We start from the raw sequence: 16,053 nt of genomic DNA, 5'->3' as shown, positions 1-16,053 counted from the left end.
ATACCCGCCGGGGCGGGAAAAGGCTCGCCCGGCCTCAGGGCGCCTTGGCCGCCAGTGCAGCCTGGACGGCCTTCACCAGCTCCGCGTCCTCCGGCTTGGTGCGCGAGGAGTAGACCTCGATCGGCTGGCCGTCGCGACCGATCAAGTATTTGTAGAAGTTCCACTTGGGCGAGGTGTCGGTGCTCTTGATCAGGGCGGCGAACAGCGGGTTGGCGCCGCTGCCACGCACGTCGCTCTTGGTGAACATGGGGAAGCTCACGCCATAGTTGAGCTTGCAGAACTTCTGGATTTCCTCGTCGCTGTCCAGCTCCTGTCCGGCGAACTGGTCCGAGGGGAAGCCCAGCACCACCAGGCCCTGGTCCTTGTACTTCCTGTAAAGCGCTTCCAGGCCCTCGTACTGCGGGGTGAAGCCGCACTGGCTGGCGGTGTTCACCACCAGCACCACCTTGCCGCCGTAGGTCTGGCAGAGCTGTTCGGTGGGGCCGAGGAGGCGCTTGGCGCTGGTGTTCAGGGGGCTGCCGGGGGCGCAGGCGGCGTGGGCGGCTTGGGTGCCGGCGGTCAGCAGGGTGAGGGTCAGAAGGAGGGGGCGGATCATGGGGGGCTCCGAAGCTATGTCCGGAGGATACGATGGAAATTGTGTGGCGGAGGCGGTGAATGCACGATCACCGGCGACGGCTTCAAGGCCCCTCTCCCCTTGTGGGAGAGGGGTTGGGGGGAGGGGGCTCAATCGGAGGGAAGGTGCGTAACCGCCGACCGGTGCCCCTCACCCGTCGCTCAAGGGAACACTGGGCAGCTTTGCTGCCACGCTCCGACCTCTCCCGTAGGGAGAGGTACGAAGGGCGGCCCTACCGGGATTGTCAGGCCCATCCATGGGCCTGACCCCTCGGCGGGGCCGAGGGGCTGCTGGCGCAGGCGCCAGCGCGCCGGATGGGGAGCGAACCGTCGGTTGGGTTGCCGTCCATGGCGGGGCATCGGCTGCGGCGGATCACCCTCCGGGTTCTCATCCCGTCCGTCACGCCAACACAGCAACAAAAAAGCCCCACGAGGGGGCTTTTTTGTTGCTGTGTTGGCGCTCCTACCGGGATTCGAACCCGGGTTTAAGCCTTGAGAGGGCTCCGTCCTAGGCCTCTAGACGATAGGAGCAAGTTTCAGGCGACAACAAGGGCGCGTATTATACGCGGCGTTTCGCGCCTCTCAAGGCCCTGATCAAAAAAACATTAGCAGGTACCCACCATCGAACCCCAGCGCATTCCCCGCGCCGAGCACCCGATTTCCCGCTCGCAGCTCTCCAGCGCGGCGCTCAAGACGCTCTACACCCTGAAGGACGCCGGCTACGAGGCCTATGTGGTCGGTGGCGGCGTGCGTGACCTGCTGGCCGGCCTGGAGCCCAAGGACTTCGACATCGCCACGAACGCCCATCCGGAGCAGATCCGGCAGGTGTTCCGCAATTGCCGCCTGGTGGGCCGCCGTTTCCTGATCGCCCACGTGCGCTTCGGCGAGGAGATCCTGGAGGTCACCACCTTCCGCGGTCCCATCACGGACTCGCACGAGCGCGACGAGACCGGCCGCATCCTCTCGGACAACGAGTACGGCACCCTGGAACAGGATGCCTTCCGCCGCGACTTCACCGTCAATGCGCTGTACTACGACATCCGCGATTTCTCGATCGTGGACTTCGCCGGCGGCCTGCAGGACGTCAAGGACGGCGTGATCCGGCTGATCGGCGACCCGGAGCTGCGCTACCGCGAAGACCCGGTGCGCATGCTGCGCGCGATCCGCATCGCCAACAAGCTGAAGTACCGCATCGAGCCGGGCACGGCCGAGCCGATCCGCCGCCTGGCGGCGCTGCTGCAGGAAATTCCGGCGGCGCGCCTGTTCGACGAGGTGCTCAAGCTGCTGCAGAGCACCGAGGGTGTGGCCAATTTCGAAGGCCTGCGCGAGCACGGCCTGTTCGCCCAGCTGTTCCCGTATACCGAATCCATGCTGCGCTATCCGCGCGCGCTGGACTTCGTGAAGCGTGCGCTGGCCAACACGGCCGAGCGCGTGCGCAACGACCTGCCGGTGAGCCCCGCCTTCCTGTACGCGGCGCTGCTGTGGCCGGCGGTGGCGGCGCAGGTCAACACGCTGGTCGGCCGCGACGGCAAGCACCCGAACGTGGCGATCGCCGAGGCCTCCGAGATCGTGCTGGCCCAGGCGATCCAGCGCGTGGCCATCCCCAAGCGCTTCTCCGTGCCGATGCGCGAGATCTGGGCCATGCAGACGCGCTTCGACGGCCGCCGCGGCGGCCGCGCCCAGCGCCTGATGACCCACCCGCGCTTCCGCGCGGCCTATGACTTCCTGCTGCTGCGCGCCGCTGTCGGCGAAGCTCCCCAGGAGCTCGCGGACTGGTGGACCGAGGCCCAGGAGGGCAACGAGTTGCCGCCCGTGCCGGTGGATGAGGACGCAGCGGGGCCGGGCAACGGACCCAAGCGCCGCCGTCGCCGCGGCGGTCGCGGGCGCCGGCGTCCGGCGGCCTCCACGGAATAATGCCGATCGCCTACATCGGCCTGGGCGCCAATCTCGGCCAGCCGGCCGAGCAGGTCCTGCAGGCCCTTGCCGGGCTGTCCGGCTGCGGCCGCGTGCTGGCGCAATCGCCGCTGTACCGCACGGCGCCGCTGGGCGAGCCGGGCCAGCCGGACTACTGCAACGCCGCCTGTGCGATCGACACGCTGCTGACGCCGCAACAGCTCATGAGCCGGCTGCTGGAACTGGAACGTGCCGCCGGCCGCGTGCGCGACGGCCGCCGCTGGGCGGCCCGGCGCCTCGACCTGGACCTGCTGCACTACGAAGGCATCACGCTCGACTCGCCGGAATTGCGCCTGCCGCATCCGCAGATCGGCCTGCGCAACTTCGTGCTGGTGCCCCTGGCCGACGTAGCGCCCGATCTCGAGATTCCCGGTGTCGGCCGCGTGGCCGATGCGGCGCGGGCCATAGGCCGGGCCGGTCTGCAGCCCTGGTAGGACGCCGATGAACTACTACGCCATCGAAGGGCCCATCGGCGCGGGCAAGAGCACGCTTGCCCGCCTGCTGGCGGCGGAACTCGGCTATGACCTGCTGCTGGAGCGCCCGGAGGACAATCCCTTCCTTCCGCGCTTCTACCGCGACCCGGCCAGCGGTGCCCTGCCGGCGCAACTGGCCTTCCTGCTGCAGCGGGCGGGGCAGGCCGAGCAGCTGCAGCAGCCGGACCTGTTCGCGTGCGGCTGCGTGGCGGACTTCCTGTTCGACAAGGACCGGCTGTTTGCCGAACTGACCCTGGCCCACGGCGACTTCGAGCTGTACCTGAAGGTCTTCGAGCGCCTGGCCTGGAACGTGCCGCCGCCCAGGCTCGTGGTCCACCTGACCGCGCCGCCGGAACTGCTGCTGGAGCGCATCGCCCGGCGCGGGCGCGAGTACGAGGTCTCGATCGAGGCGGATTATCTTCTGCGGCTATCGGCGGCCTACCGCCGGTATTTCCGCCAGTACACGCAGGCTCCGGTCATCGAGGTGGATACTTCGCGCTTCGATTTCCTGCGTTCTCCGGCCGACTTTCACGAACTTCTGTCAGCTTTGCGCGAGGCGCGCGGCGGGCTGCGATTGCCGCGGGACCATTTGCTATAGTCGCGCCGCTTTCGGAGCCCCCCATTTTCGGAGCCCGTATGGAACCCGCCAAGACCGTGAACGTTTCCGAGCTGCGCCGCATGCGCGAGGCCGGCGAGAAGATCGCCTGCCTGACCTGCTATGACGCCAGCTTCGCCCTGATCCAGGACCGCGCGGGCGTCGACATGATCCTGGTGGGCGACTCGCTGGGCATGGTGATACACGGCGGCAACACCACCACGCCGGTGACGGTGGCGGACATCGCCTACCACTCCCGCTGTGTCGCGCCGCACCTGAAACGCTCCTTCCTGGTGGCGGACCTGCCGTTCCTGTCCTATGCCACGCTGGAGCGCGCGCTGGATTCCAGCTTGCGCCTGATGCAGGAAGGTGGCGCCAAGATGGTCAAGCTCGAGGGCGGCCGCGAGCAGGCCAGCATCGTCGAGTACCTGTCCGTGCGAGGCGTGCCGGTCTGTGCGCACCTGGGCCTGCGGCCGCAGTTCGTGCACAAGATGGGGGCGTTCAAGGTGCAGGGCAGGGACGAGGCGGCGGCCGAGGAAATGCTCCATGACGCGGAAGTGCTGGCCAAGGCCGGCGCGGACCTGCTGCTGCTGGAGTGCATCCCGGCCGAACTGGGCCGCCGCATCACCGAGGCGTCGCCGGTGCCGGTGATCGGCATCGGTGCCGGCCACGACGTGGACGGGCAGATCCTGGTGCTGCACGACATCCTCAATATCTCGCCGATGGTGACGCTCGGCCGCAAGCCGCGCTTCGTCAAGAACTACATGACCGACGGTGCCGATATCGAAACCGCGATCCGCAACTACGTGGCCGAGGTCAAGAGCGGTGCCTACCCCGCGCCGGAACACTGTTTCCTGAAATAAGATGCCAGCGTGAAGACCGTCCATACCGTTGCCGAACTGCGCGCCCGGATTTCCGAGTGGCGTCGCGCCGGCCAGCGCATCGCCTTTGCGCCGACCATGGGCAACCTGCACGCGGGCCACCTCAAGCTGATCGCCGGCGGGCACAAGCTGGCCGACCGGGTCGTTTCCAGCGTGTTCGTCAACCCGCTTCAGTTCGGGCCTACCGAGGACTTCGGGCGCTATCCGCGCACGCTGCCGGACGACCAGCAGCGGCTGGAGTCGGTGGACTGCGACCTGCTGTTCGCGCCCACCGTCGAGGAGATGTATCCCAACGGGCGCGAGCACCTGTGCAAGGTGACGCTGCCGCACTACTCGACGATCCTGGAAGGGCATTTCCGCCCGGGCCACTTCGATGGCGTGACCACGGTGGTCAACATCCTGTTCAACCAGGTGCAGCCGGACGTGGCGCTGTTCGGCGAGAAGGACTACCAGCAGCTGCTGGTCATCCGGCGCATGGTGTCGGACCTGCACCTGCCGATCGAGATCGTCGGCGTGCCCACCGAACGGGAGGCCGACGGCCTGGCCATGTCCTCGCGAAATCAGTACCTTGGGCCGGAGGAGCGCAAGACCGCGGCGCAGATCCATGCCACCCTGGGCGAGATCGCCGATGCCCTCCGGGCGGGGCGCCGGGACTTCGCGGAGCTGTGCGGCCGGGGCCTGCAGCGGCTGGCCGCGGCCGGCTTCCAGCCGCAGTACCTGGAAGTGCGCAACCCCCTGCTGGACCCGCCGGGCGCCCAGGAGACCTCGTTCGTCGTGCTGTTGGCCGCTTTTCTCGGCAAAACGAGGCTGATCGACAACCTCATCGTGAAGCTTTGATGAACGATCGGAATGGGTTAAACTGGCGCGCCGCTTGTGACCCAGGTCTCAAGCCCGGGCGTATGTCTTAGTGGGCCGCCCGTTTCGACCCAAACCGCGTTTCAGGTGCATGTCTTAGTGGGCCACCGGATTCGCAGACCCTTCAGAGGACATACGCCATGCATCTCCATATGCTCAAGTGCAAGCTGCACCGTGCGCGCGTGACGCACGCCGAGCTGGACTACGACGGTTCCTGCGCCATCGACGGCAAGCTGCTCGATCTCGCCAACATCCTCGAGTTCGAGAAGATCGACATCTACAACATCACCAACGGCGAGCGCTTCACCACCTACGCCATCCGCGCAGAGGAAGGCTCGGGCATCATCTCCGTCAACGGCGCCGCGGCCCACAAGGCCCGCGTCGGCGACCGCGTGATCATCGCCGCCTACGCCCAGATGGACGAGGCCGCAGCCCGCCAGCTCAAGCCGCGCCTGGTCTACCTCGACGAGGAAAACCGCGTGGTCCGCACGGCCAACACCATTCCGGTGCAGATGGCGGCGTAAGCCTCCCTGGCATCGACAGAACGCCCGCCCTGCGCGGGCGTTCTTGTTTAGGCTCTCCGTCATGTCGAACACAAAAGCCTGGTTCCCCACGCTGGTCTACCATGCGCCGCTGCTGCGCGAGGGCCTGCGTGGCTTCAATGCCGACCTGCTGCGCGAGGCCGGCCAGATCCGCGACTACGACGAAGCCGGCCGGCGCTGGTCGGAGAAGAGCTATCCCGGCGGCTATACCAGCTACGGCTCGCTGGACCGGCTGCACCAGTTCTCGTCGGGCTTCGATGGGCTGCGCCGGGCGGTGGACCGCCACGTGAGGGCCTACGCGCGCAAGCTGGAGTGGGACCTGCGCGGCGGGCGGCTGGCCATGAGCGACTGCTGGCTCAACATCATGCCCCGGGGCTGTGCCCACAGCTTCCACCTGCACCCGCATGCCGTGATCAGCGGAACCTACTACCTGCGCGTACCGCGCGGGGCCCCGGGCCTCAAGTTCGAGGATCCGCGCCTGTCGCGGATGATGGCGGCCCCGATGCGCCAGGCCGGCAGCCCGGGGCAGGCCCATATCGTCTACCCGGCCAGGGCCGGTGACGTGATCCTGTTCGAGAGCTGGCTGCGGCATGAAGTGCCCCCCAATCCGGTGGAGCAGGAAAGGGTCAGTGTGAGCTTCAATTACCACTGGGTTTAGCGTCTGTGGGCGGTGCCCGGGTTCAGGGGTAGTTCAGCCGCAGCATGGTGTCGTACGTCTCAGTACCGCGCGCGGGGGCTGAACCCGTGAATTACACTGTCGCCAAAAAGCACGCCCCTACGTACATGACCTCAGTAGCCCAGAGTCCGGCCTGGCGCCGGCTCCATTCCCACGCCCAGCGCCTTCGACAGGAGCGCATCACCTCGCTGTTCGACCGCGACGCGCGCCGGGCCTCCGAGTTCACCGCCGTGCTCGAGGGAATCCGTCTCGACTATTCCAAGCAGCTCATCGACCACGAGGGCATGGAAATGCTCCTGGGCCTGGCGCGCCAGCAGGACCTGTCCGGCTGGATCCAGCGCATGGCCGCCGGCGAGACCCTGAACGCCACCGAGGGACGCGCGGCCGGTCACATGGCGCTGCGCGGCGCTGCCGGCAGCCGCATGGAAGTGCAGGGCGTCGACGTGATGCCCGCAGTGCATGCCGTGCGCCGCCGCATGAATGCCTTCGCGGAGCGCGTGCGCAGCGGTGAATGGCGCGGCTACTCGGGGCAGACCATCCAGGATGTCGTCAACATCGGCATCGGCGGATCGGATTTTGGCCCGCGCATGGTGCGCGAGGCGCTGAAGGACCATGCCGACGGCCCGCGCGTCCATTTCGTGAGCAACGTGGACGGGGCCCAGATCAGCGGCCTGCTGCGCTGGCTGGATCCGGCACGCACGCTGTGGATCGTGACGTCCAAGACCTTCACGACCCAGGAAACGATGACCAACGCCCATACCGCGCGCCGCTGGCTGGTCCAGCATGCGGGCGAGGCCGCCATCTCGCGCCATTTCGTGGCCTGCTCGACCAACCGGGCCGAGATCGAGCGTTTCGGCATCGACGCAGCCAACATGTTCGAGTTCTGGGATTGGGTCGGCGGGCGCTACTCGCTGTGGTCGGCGGTGGGGTTGCCGATCCTGATCAGCGTCGGGCCGGAGCGCTTCGACGAACTGCTGGCCGGTGCGCGGGCCATGGACCAGCATTTCGTGTCGGCGCCCCTGGAGCGAAACCTGCCGGTGCTGCTGGCGCTGCTGGCCATCTGGAACTTCAACTTCCTGGACCATGGGACCCAGGTCGTGGTGCCCTATGCCCAGCGCCTGGAAAAGTTCATCGGCTGGCTGCAGCAGCTGGAGCTGGAGTCGAACGGCAAGGCGGTGACCCGCGACGGGGCCCTGGTGGACTACCGCACCTCGGTGGTCCTCTGGGGCGACGTCGGCAGCAATGCCCAGCATGCGTTCTTCCAGACCCTGCACCAGGGGCCGCGCGTGCATCCGGTGGACTTCATCCTGCCCATGCAGGGCACGCCGGGCCTGGAGCATCATCATTGCATCCTGGTGGCCAACTGCCTGGCGCAGAGCGCGGCCCTGATGAAGGGCAAGACGCCGGAGCAGGTGCGCGAGGAGCTGCGCGGCAAGGGCCTGTCGGGCGAGGCGCTGGAGAGCGCCGTGCCGCATCGGGTCTTTTCCGGCAACCGGCCCAGCAACACCCTGCTGCTGCCGCGGCTGGATGCCTGGCACCTGGGCGCCCTGCTGGCACTCTACGAGCACCGCACCTTCGTCGAGAGCGTGATCTGGGAGATCAACGCCTTCGACCAATGGGGCGTTGAGCTTGGCAAGCAGCTGGCGCAGGATGTCCTCAGGGCGATGGACGGTCAGGATGCCGGGCTGGATCCCTCGACCGTCGCCCTTCTCGAACAGATCAGGCAAGGTAGCCAGGAGCAGGCCTGATCCCCATCCGGTCCCGTTTCACAAGGAGCGTGTCATGAAGCAGTCCAAGTCCACCCAATTCCTGTTGGGCATCCTGTTCGCGGCGCTCGCCGTGGTCGGCATGCCGCTACCGGCGCAGGCCGGCATCGTCGGCAGCGAGCAGCTGCTGCAGTCCGAGCGCAGTACGGTGCAGCGCGAGCAGTTGCAACAGTGGATGGCGCGCGACGACGTGCGCCAGCAGCTCCAGTCGCTGGGGGTGGATGCCGAGCAGGCCGCCGAGCGCATCGATGCGCTGACCGACCAGGAGCTGCAGCAGCTGGCCCTGAACATGGACGCCCAGCCGGCCGGCGGCGACATCATCGGCGTGATCGGCATCGTCTTCGTGGTGCTGCTGATCCTCGAGCTGGTCGGCGTGACCAACATCTTCACGGCGATCTGATGCGGCGTTTCGCAGCGGCCTGCGCCGTCCTGGCGCTGGCTGCCTGCGCCAGCCACGCGCCGCTGCGCTCGCAGTGGCCCGAGACCGTATCGGCCACCGAGCTGGCCGACACGCCGTTCTTCCCGCAGACCCGCTACCAGTGCGGCCCCGCCGCGCTGGCGACGGTGCTGGGCGCCTCCGGCCTGTCGGTGACGCCGGACGAGCTGGCGCCGCAGGTCTTCCTGCCGGGGCGCCGGGGCAGCCTGCAGCTGGAGCTGGTGGCGGCCACGCGCCGCCAGCAGCGGCTGGCTTACGTTCTCAGGCCCGAGCCCGGCGCGCTGTTCGCGGAAGTGGCCTCGGGCCATCCGGTGCTGGTGCTGCAGAATCTCGGGGTCTCGTGGCTGCCGGTGTGGCACTACGCCGTGGTGATCGGTGCCGACCCGGTGGCGGAGACGGTGGTGCTGCGTTCCGGCACCGACCGCCGCCGCGTCATGAGCTACCGCCGCTTCATGGACAGCTGGCAGCGCGCCGACCGCTGGGCCATGGTGGTCACGGCGCCGGACCGGGTGCCGGTCAGCGCCCAGGCGCTGGACTGGCTGACGGCCGCCTCCGCCTTCGAGCAGCTGGGACAAGGGCCGCTGGCCGCCATGGCCTACGAGGCGGCGACGCGGCGCTGGCCGGAGCTGCCGCTGGGCTGGCAGCTGCTGGGCAATATCCGCTACCGGGCCGGCGACAAGGCCGGCGCCCGCGCGGCCTATCGCCAGGCGGCGGCACTCAAGCCCGATGCCGCCAGCTACAACAACCTGGCGCAGGTGGAACTGGAACTGGGTTGCCGCGAGGCGGCGGCGGCGGCGCTGCAGCGGGCCGTCGACCTGCCGGCCGGGCCTGCCGTCGCCTCGGCCTTGCAGGAGACGTCGGCGGAACTGGCGGCGGCACCACCAGCCGCCATCTGCCAGCCCTAGGCCGTGGCATCCCCCGATTGCGGCGATCGGGGAGGGGGCGACAGTCCCTGGCCGCTCGCCTCCTGCCGGTCCAGCGCCCAGCGCACGTGCTCGCGCACGATCTCGTCCGGGTACTCCAGCCTCGAGCGCAGGGCGGCGGCGGCCGCTTCGCTGCGCGGCGCATTGCCGATGGCCACCGCCAGGTTGCGCAGCCAGCGCGGGTAGCCGACGCGGCGCAGTGCCATGCCCTCGGTGCGCTGCAGCCATTCGGCCTCGTCCCAGGAGAACAGCTCCAGCAGGCCCGCGCTGTCCAGCCCGTGGCGCGGCGCGAAGTCCGGCTCCACCGTGGTCTGCGCATAGCGGTTCCAGGGGCAGACCAGCTGGCAGTCGTCGCAGCCGAAGATACGGTTGCCCATCATCGGGCGCAGTTCCTCGGGAATGGCCCCGTGGTGCTCGATGGTGAGGTACGAGATGCAGCGCCGCGCGTCGAGCCGGTAGGGTGCCGTGATGGCCTGCGTCGGGCAGATGCGGATGCAGGCGCTGCAGCGCCCGCACTGCTCGGCCACGGCGGGCCGGTCCTGGGCCGCCAGCGGCAGGTCGGTGTAGATCTCGCCGAGGAAGAACCAGGAGCCGGCGTCGCGGTTGAGCAGCAGGGTGTTCTTGCCGATCCAGCCGAGACGGGCGTTGCGGGCCAGCGCCTTTTCCAGCACCGGGGCGCTGTCGGTCAGCACGCGATAGCCGTGCGGGCCGATCTCGGCCTCGATGCGGCGGCCGAGCTGCAGCAGGCGGCCGCGCATCAGCTTGTGGTAGTCGCGGCCCAGCGCATAGCGCGAGATGTAGGCTCGCTCGCCGTCGCGCAGGACCCGGTCGGCCGCCTCGGCGTCGGGGCGGTAGTCGAGCCGTGCCGAGATCACCCCCAGGGTGCCGGGGCGGAGCCGGGCCGGGTCCCGGCGCAGGCCCGGGTCGCGCGCCATGAACGCCATTCCGCCGTTGCGGCCCTCGTCCAGCCAGCGCTGCAGATGGGCCAGGTCCTCGTCCAGTTCCAGGCTGGCGACGCCGGCATCGGCAAAACCCAGCTCGCGCGCCCACTGCCGGATCTTCTCCGGCAGCTCCGCCGCCAAGGCGGCGGGGGGACTTCCTATACTGGGGGCCATGAACGACATCGCCTGCAGATTGTATTCCGCCGCCCAGGTGCGCGAACTCGACCGGCGCGCGATCGAGCGTCATGGCATTCCCGGCTACACGCTGATGCAGCGTGCCGGCGTGGCCTGCTGGGCGGAAATCCGCCGACGCTGGCCGGCGGCGCGGAAGCTGGCCGTGGTCTGCGGCGGCGGCAACAACGGCGGTGACGGCTACGTGATCGCGCGGCTGGCGCGCGGCGCCGGCCTGTCGGTGACGCTGTACGCCATAGGGCCGGCCGCCACGGCGGGAGATGCGGTGAAGGCACGCGCCGACTGGCTGTCGGGCGGTGGGGCCGAGGCCCTGCTGCTGCCCGGGGGGCTCGACGGCGCCGAGGTGGTGGTGGATGCGCTGTTCGGCATCGGCCTGTCGCGCCCGCTGCAGGGGGCGGCCGCCGCGGCCGTGGACGCGATGCGCTCCGCCCGAGCCGCCGGTGCGGGCGTGCTGGCCGTGGACATCCCCTCCGGGCTGGACGCCGACAACGGCCGCCTCTGGGGCGCGGCGGTGCTGGCGGACGTCACCGTCAGCTTCATCGGCCGCAAGCTCGGGCTGGAAACCGGCGAGGGGCCGGCCTGCAGCGGCGAACGGGTTTTCGACCGGCTGGACCTGCCGCCGGAGGCCTACGAGGGCATCGTACCCATGGCCACGCTGCTGGCGCAGGAACAACTCGCGCACTGGCTGCCGCGACGCGCGCGCGGCGCGCACAAAGGGTCCCACGGGCATGTGCTGGTGGTGGGTGGCGATGCCGGCATGGCCGGGGCGGCGCTGATGGCCGGGCGCGCGGCGCTGCGCAGCGGGGCGGGGCTGGTGACCCTGGCGACCCGCGCGGCCCATGCTGCCGCGCTGACCACGGCGCAGCCGGAGCTCATGTGCCACGGCATCGAGGAGCCGGCACTGCTGCGGCGGCTGATGGAGCGGGCCGACGTGGTGGCCATCGGGCCGGGCCTGGGGCAGGACGAGTGGGGCCTGGGCCTGCTGGCCGAGGTGCTGGACAGCAGCCTGCCGCTGGTGGTGGATGCCGACGCCCTCAACCTGCTGGCCCGGGAGCCGATCCGCCGCGACAACTGGGTGCTGACCCCGCATCCGGGCGAGGCGGCACGGCTGCTCCGCTGCAGCACGGCCGAGGTGCAGCGCGAACGGCCGGTCGCGGCCCAGGCCCTGCCGGCCCGCTATGGCGGGGTCGCCGTGCTGAAGGGGGCCGGCAGCCTGGTGGCCGGCCAGCGCCTGCGGCTCTGCGACCGGGGCAATCCGGGCATGGCCGTGGGTGGCATGGGCGACGTGCTGACCGGTATCATCGCCGCCCTGATCTCGCAGGGCCTGCCCCTGGAGGAAGCGGCTGGCGCCGGCGTGCTGCTGCATGCCCTGGCCGGTGACCTCGCCGCTGCCGGGGGCGAGCGCGGCCTGCTCCCCGGCGACCTGATCGGCCAGCTCCGCCGCGTGGTGAATCCCGTCGTCGCATGAAACCCGAAACCGTCCATTCCCTGCCGGATGCGGCCGCCACCGCCGCGTTGGGCGCCGCCCTGGCCAGGGCCCTGGGGCCGCAGCCTCGCGGCGTCATCTGGCTGCTGGGGGATCTGGGCGTCGGCAAGACCACCCTGGCGCGCGGCCTGCTGGAGGCCCTGGGCGTGACCGGGCGCATCCGCAGCCCCACGTACACGCTGATGGAACCCTACGACCTGGGCGGCAGCAGCGTCCTGCACATGGATCTGTACCGCCTGGCGGACCCGCTGGAACTGCAGAACCTCGGCCTTGCAGACTATCCGCCGCAGCAGCACCTCTGGCTCGTGGAATGGCCGGAGAAGGGGGGCGGCCTGCTGTCCGCGGCCGACCTGAAGGTGGACCTGAAAGTGGCCGGAGAGGGGCGGGAAGCGCACCTGTCCGGCCCAATTTGTGAATTCTTGAAAGTTGAACATTAAGAAGCAAACCTATCCCCCTGGATCGATTGGGGAAAAAGTTGCGTTGTTTAAAAGATCACGGTACATTGCCCATCACTGCCTGTACTGGGGGTCTGCCGTGCGGTCCATCGTCCTGCTGGCCATGTTGCTCGCTGCGCCTGCCGCGCTTGCGGCGGAGTTGCGCGACCTGCGCCTGTGGGAAAGCCCCGAGTCGACCCGCGTCGTGTTCGACCTGAGCACCGACGCCCAGCACAAGGTCTTCACGCTCGCCAATCCCGACCGCATCGTCATCGACATCGGCGGGCTCGCTCCTGCGGCGATGGCGCGCATCAATCGCGTGAGCGGCAAGGGCCTGGTGCGCCGCGTGCGTTCGGGCATCCAGGACGGCGGCGTCCGCGTGGTGCTCGACGTCAGCGAAGCCGTGGATCCCAAGAGCTTCGTGCTCGCTCCCAGCGACGAACACGGCTATCGCCTGGTGCTGGACCTGCCCGGCCGCCCGCGCCCCGCACCCGCTGCCGAGCCGGCACCCGTGGTGACGGCCGCCGCGCCCGCTGCGGCACCGACGCCGGTGATGGCCAGCCCTCCGACGCCGGCAATGCCGCCGATGAAGCTGCAGGAGCGTCCGGTGGTGATCGCGATCGATGCCGGACACGGCGGCGAGGATCCCGGTGCGCGCGGCAAGAGCGGCCTCGAGGAGAAGGAAGTCGCGCTGGCCATTGCCCGCAAGCTGGCCAAGGCGATCAATGCCGAGCCCGGCATGAAGGCCGTGCTGACCCGCGACGGCGACTATTTCCTCAAGCTGCGCGACCGCGTGAACATCGCACGCAAGCACCAGGCCGACCTGTTCGTGTCGGTGCATGCCAATGCCTTCCACAACCGCGACCTGCACGGCACCGCCGTGTACGTGCTGTCGGACAAGGGTGCCACCAACGAGCATGCGCGCTGGCTGGCCCGCAAGGAAAACGAGGCCGACCTGGTGGGCGGCGTCGAGATCCATGGCAAGGACAAGGAACTGGCGGCGGTGCTGATCGACCTGTCGCAGAGCGCCACGATGGAAGCCAGCTTCGACGTCGGCGGCCGCATCCTCAAGTCGATGGGGCGGGTCAACAAGCTGCAGAAGGCCGACGTGCAGCAAGCCGGCTTCATGGTGCTCAAGGCTCCGGACATTCCCTCGGTGCTGGTGGAGACCGCCTTCATCACCAACGAGCGCGAGGAGGCCCTGCTGGCCGACGACGACTATCGCGAGAAGCTCGCACGGTCGATCCTCGAGGGCATCAAGGGCTATTTCGTCAGCTACCGTCCGCAGCAGCAGGTGGTCGAGGCCGTGGCCAACCCGCAGGAAATCAGCCTCAAGTAGGTTCCCTGGTTTACACATAGACCTCTCTGACCGGAGGTATTCAGGCCCTGGCGCTGCTCCCGCCGGGGCCTTTTTCTTCCCGGGGTGCCTACGGTGGCCGGGCGGCCGGCTACCATATGCGGATGCCGATCCAGATTCTCCCCGATGTCCTGGTCAACCAGATCGCCGCCGGCGAGGTGGTCGAGCGCCCCGCCGCCGTGGTCAAGGAACTGGTGGAAAACGCCTTCGACGCCGGCGCCCGGCGTATCGAGATCGAGATCGAGCAGGGCGGGCTGGGCCTGATCCGCATCACCGACGACGGCGGCGGCATCGGTCCCCAGGAACTGGCGCTGGCGATGACGCGCCATGCCACCAGCAAGATTGCCTCGCTGGAGGACCTGGAGCAGGTCGCCAGCTTCGGCTTCCGCGGCGAGGCCCTGCCCAGCATCCTGTCGGTGTCGCGCATGAGCCTGGTGTCGCGTCCCGCCGCGGAGGCCCACGCCTGGCAAGTCGAGGGCGCCGGCGCGCTGGATAGCCCCAGGGCGCAGCCCGCTTCCCATCCGCCGGGCACCAGCGTCGTGGTGCGCGACCTGTTCTTCAATACGCCGGCGCGGCGCAAGTTCATGAAGTCGGAGGCCACCGAGTTCCGGCATATCCAGCAGCTGGTCGGCCGGCTGGCGCTGTCGCGGTTCGCGCATGGCTTCCGGCTGCTGCACAACCGACGCAAGCTGCTGGACCTGCCGCCGGTGGACGACGAGCAGGGCCGCGAGGCCCGCGTCGGCGAAGTCTGCGGAGAGGATTTCCTGCGCCATGCGGTGTTCCTCGACGAGCATCGCGCCGGCCTGCGGCTGTGGGGCTGGGTGGCGCTGCCGGCGTTTGCACGGACCCAGGCCGACCTGCAGTTCCTCTACGTCAACGGCCGCGCGGTGCGCGACAAGCTGATGACGCATGCCCTGCGCCGTGCCTTTGCCGACGCCATGCACTCCACCCATTACCCGGCCTACGTGCTGTACCTGGAGCTGGATCCGGCGCGGGTGGACGTGAACGTGCATCCGCAGAAGGCGGAGGTGCGCTTCCGCGATTCCTCCACCGTGCACGACTTCCTGTTCGGCACGGTGCACCGCGTGCTGCGCGAACTGCGGCCCGATCCCGCGCTGAACCGGCCCGCGCAGTTTGCGCCCCCCGCACCGGCGGTGCCTGCGCCGCAGCAGTCCGGGTTCCGCTATGCCTCGCCGCCTGCCTCCCATCCGGAGGCGCTGCGCGAGGCTCCGGCCCCGGCCTGGACCACGCTGGCCGCCGCGGTGGCGGAACGGGCCCCGCGGGCGGCGGAGCCGGCGGCACCGCTTGCCGCGGATGCGAGTGCGGCGGAGGCGGACGAGCAGCCGCTGGGGCATGCCTTGGCGCAGCTGCAGGGTGTCTACATCCTCGCGCAGAACCGCCATGGCCTGGTGGTGGTGGATGCCCACGCCGCGCACGAGCGGGTGCTCTACGAGCGGCTGAAGCGGCAGCTGGCCGAGGGCGGGGTGCCTTCACAGGCCCTGCTGGTGCCCGAGCGCCTGCAGTTGCCGGAGGATGCGGTGGATGCCCTGGAGGCGCGCCGCGAGGAGCTGTCGCGCTACGGCCTGCAGATCGACCGTGCCGGCCCGTCCTCGGTGCTGCTGCGCGCGGTGCCGCCGCTGCTGTCGCGCGAGGATGTTGCCGCCTTCGTCCGCGGCCTGGTGTCGGACGAGGACCTGCGCGAGACCTCGCATCATCTCGGCGAGGTGCTGGATGCGCAGCATCGCGTGATGGCCGACATGGCCTGCAAGGCGGCCATCAAGGCCAACCGCCGCCTGACGATCCCGGAGATGGATGCGCTGCTGCGGGACATGGAGCGCACCGAACTGGCCGACCAGTGCAATCACGGCCGGCCCACCTGGATCCAGGTGGACATGGCCGGACTGGACCGCTTGTTCCTCAGGGGACGCTGA

Annotated in this window: 16 protein-coding genes and 1 tRNA gene; 14 read left to right on the top strand and 3 right to left on the bottom strand. The window is 69.3% G+C overall.

Going from position 1 to position 16,053, the window contains the following annotated elements; genetic code table 11:
- Window positions 1-34 precede the first annotated feature (34 nt).
- Window positions 35-595, bottom strand: a complete 561-nt coding sequence (locus tag C3942_RS17835; protein WP_104231723.1) for a glutathione peroxidase — start codon at window positions 593-595, stop codon at window positions 35-37.
- A 472-nt stretch (window positions 596-1,067) separates the two neighbouring features.
- Window positions 1,068-1,143 (bottom strand) — tRNA-Glu (locus tag C3942_RS17830).
- A gap of 90 nt (window positions 1,144-1,233) precedes the next feature.
- On the opposite strand from C3942_RS17830, the gene pcnB reads away from it, so the two are divergent.
- From pcnB to C3942_RS17780, 10 genes are all read left to right on the top strand, one after another.
- Window positions 1,234-2,526: a polynucleotide adenylyltransferase PcnB gene (pcnB, locus tag C3942_RS17825; RefSeq protein WP_104231722.1), complete on the top strand. Its 1,293-nt coding sequence runs from the start codon at window positions 1,234-1,236 to the stop codon at window positions 2,524-2,526.
- A complete protein-coding gene (folK, locus tag C3942_RS17820; RefSeq protein WP_104231721.1) occupies window positions 2,526-2,999 on the top strand; it encodes a 2-amino-4-hydroxy-6-hydroxymethyldihydropteridine diphosphokinase in 474 nt (157 codons plus the stop codon). Before pcnB ends, folK begins: the two co-directional genes overlap by 1 nt.
- A gap of 7 nt (window positions 3,000-3,006) precedes the next feature.
- On the top strand, window positions 3,007-3,636 hold the full coding sequence (locus C3942_RS17815) for a deoxynucleoside kinase (RefSeq protein WP_104231720.1): 630 nt from the start codon (window positions 3,007-3,009) through the stop codon (window positions 3,634-3,636).
- A 38-nt stretch (window positions 3,637-3,674) separates the two neighbouring features.
- A complete protein-coding gene (panB, locus tag C3942_RS17810) occupies window positions 3,675-4,496 on the top strand; it encodes a 3-methyl-2-oxobutanoate hydroxymethyltransferase (protein WP_104231719.1) in 822 nt (273 codons plus the stop codon).
- 9 nt (window positions 4,497-4,505) lie between these two features.
- Window positions 4,506-5,351 carry a pantoate--beta-alanine ligase gene (gene panC, locus C3942_RS17805; RefSeq protein WP_104231718.1) on the top strand — a complete coding sequence of 282 codons (846 nt, stop codon included), beginning with the start codon at window positions 4,506-4,508 and terminating at the stop codon, window positions 5,349-5,351.
- 158 nt (window positions 5,352-5,509) lie between these two features.
- Window positions 5,510-5,893 carry an aspartate 1-decarboxylase gene (gene panD, locus C3942_RS17800; RefSeq protein WP_104231717.1) on the top strand — a complete coding sequence of 128 codons (384 nt, stop codon included), beginning with the start codon at window positions 5,510-5,512 and terminating at the stop codon, window positions 5,891-5,893.
- Between the two features lie 61 nt (window positions 5,894-5,954).
- Window positions 5,955-6,569 carry a TIGR02466 family protein gene (locus C3942_RS17795; RefSeq protein ID WP_104231716.1) on the top strand — a complete coding sequence of 205 codons (615 nt, stop codon included), beginning with the start codon at window positions 5,955-5,957 and terminating at the stop codon, window positions 6,567-6,569.
- A 125-nt stretch (window positions 6,570-6,694) separates the two neighbouring features.
- Window positions 6,695-8,335, top strand: coding sequence for a glucose-6-phosphate isomerase (gene pgi / locus C3942_RS17790; protein ID WP_104231715.1), 1,641 nt, complete (start codon window positions 6,695-6,697; stop codon window positions 8,333-8,335).
- Between the two features lie 34 nt (window positions 8,336-8,369).
- A complete protein-coding gene (locus tag C3942_RS17785) occupies window positions 8,370-8,753 on the top strand; it encodes a PA2779 family protein (protein ID WP_104231714.1) in 384 nt (127 codons plus the stop codon).
- Window positions 8,753-9,694: a PA2778 family cysteine peptidase gene (locus C3942_RS17780; protein WP_104231713.1), complete on the top strand. Its 942-nt coding sequence runs from the start codon at window positions 8,753-8,755 to the stop codon at window positions 9,692-9,694. The genes C3942_RS17785 and C3942_RS17780 overlap by 1 nt, the downstream gene beginning before the upstream one ends.
- Here the strand turns inward: C3942_RS17780 and queG are convergent.
- On the bottom strand, window positions 9,691-10,827 hold the full coding sequence (gene queG, locus C3942_RS17775) for a tRNA epoxyqueuosine(34) reductase QueG (RefSeq protein ID WP_104231712.1): 1,137 nt from the start codon (window positions 10,825-10,827) through the stop codon (window positions 9,691-9,693). The genes C3942_RS17780 and queG overlap by 4 nt on opposite strands.
- Here queG and C3942_RS17770 point away from each other — a divergent pair.
- From C3942_RS17770 to mutL, 4 genes are all read left to right on the top strand, one after another.
- Window positions 10,826-12,313, top strand: coding sequence for an NAD(P)H-hydrate dehydratase (locus C3942_RS17770; protein ID WP_104231711.1), 1,488 nt, complete (start codon window positions 10,826-10,828; stop codon window positions 12,311-12,313). The genes queG and C3942_RS17770 overlap by 2 nt on opposite strands.
- Complete coding sequence (tsaE, locus tag C3942_RS17765; RefSeq protein WP_104231710.1) at window positions 12,310-12,768, top strand: tRNA (adenosine(37)-N6)-threonylcarbamoyltransferase complex ATPase subunit type 1 TsaE; 459 nt, start codon at window positions 12,310-12,312, stop codon at window positions 12,766-12,768. The genes C3942_RS17770 and tsaE overlap by 4 nt, the downstream gene beginning before the upstream one ends.
- Before the next feature lie 97 nt (window positions 12,769-12,865).
- On the top strand, window positions 12,866-14,104 hold the full coding sequence (locus C3942_RS17760; RefSeq protein WP_243393659.1) for an N-acetylmuramoyl-L-alanine amidase: 1,239 nt from the start codon (window positions 12,866-12,868) through the stop codon (window positions 14,102-14,104).
- 122 nt (window positions 14,105-14,226) lie between these two features.
- On the top strand, window positions 14,227-16,053 hold the full coding sequence (gene mutL, locus C3942_RS17755; RefSeq protein ID WP_207766137.1) for a DNA mismatch repair endonuclease MutL: 1,827 nt from the start codon (window positions 14,227-14,229) through the stop codon (window positions 16,051-16,053).

It is taken from the genome of Solimonas fluminis (assembly GCF_002930645.1).
In the GTDB taxonomy this organism is placed as follows: Bacteria; Pseudomonadota; Gammaproteobacteria; order Nevskiales; family Nevskiaceae; genus Solimonas_A; species Solimonas_A fluminis.
Note: the sequence above shows the minus strand (reverse complement) of the source record. Positions and strands in the feature narration are given on the sequence as shown.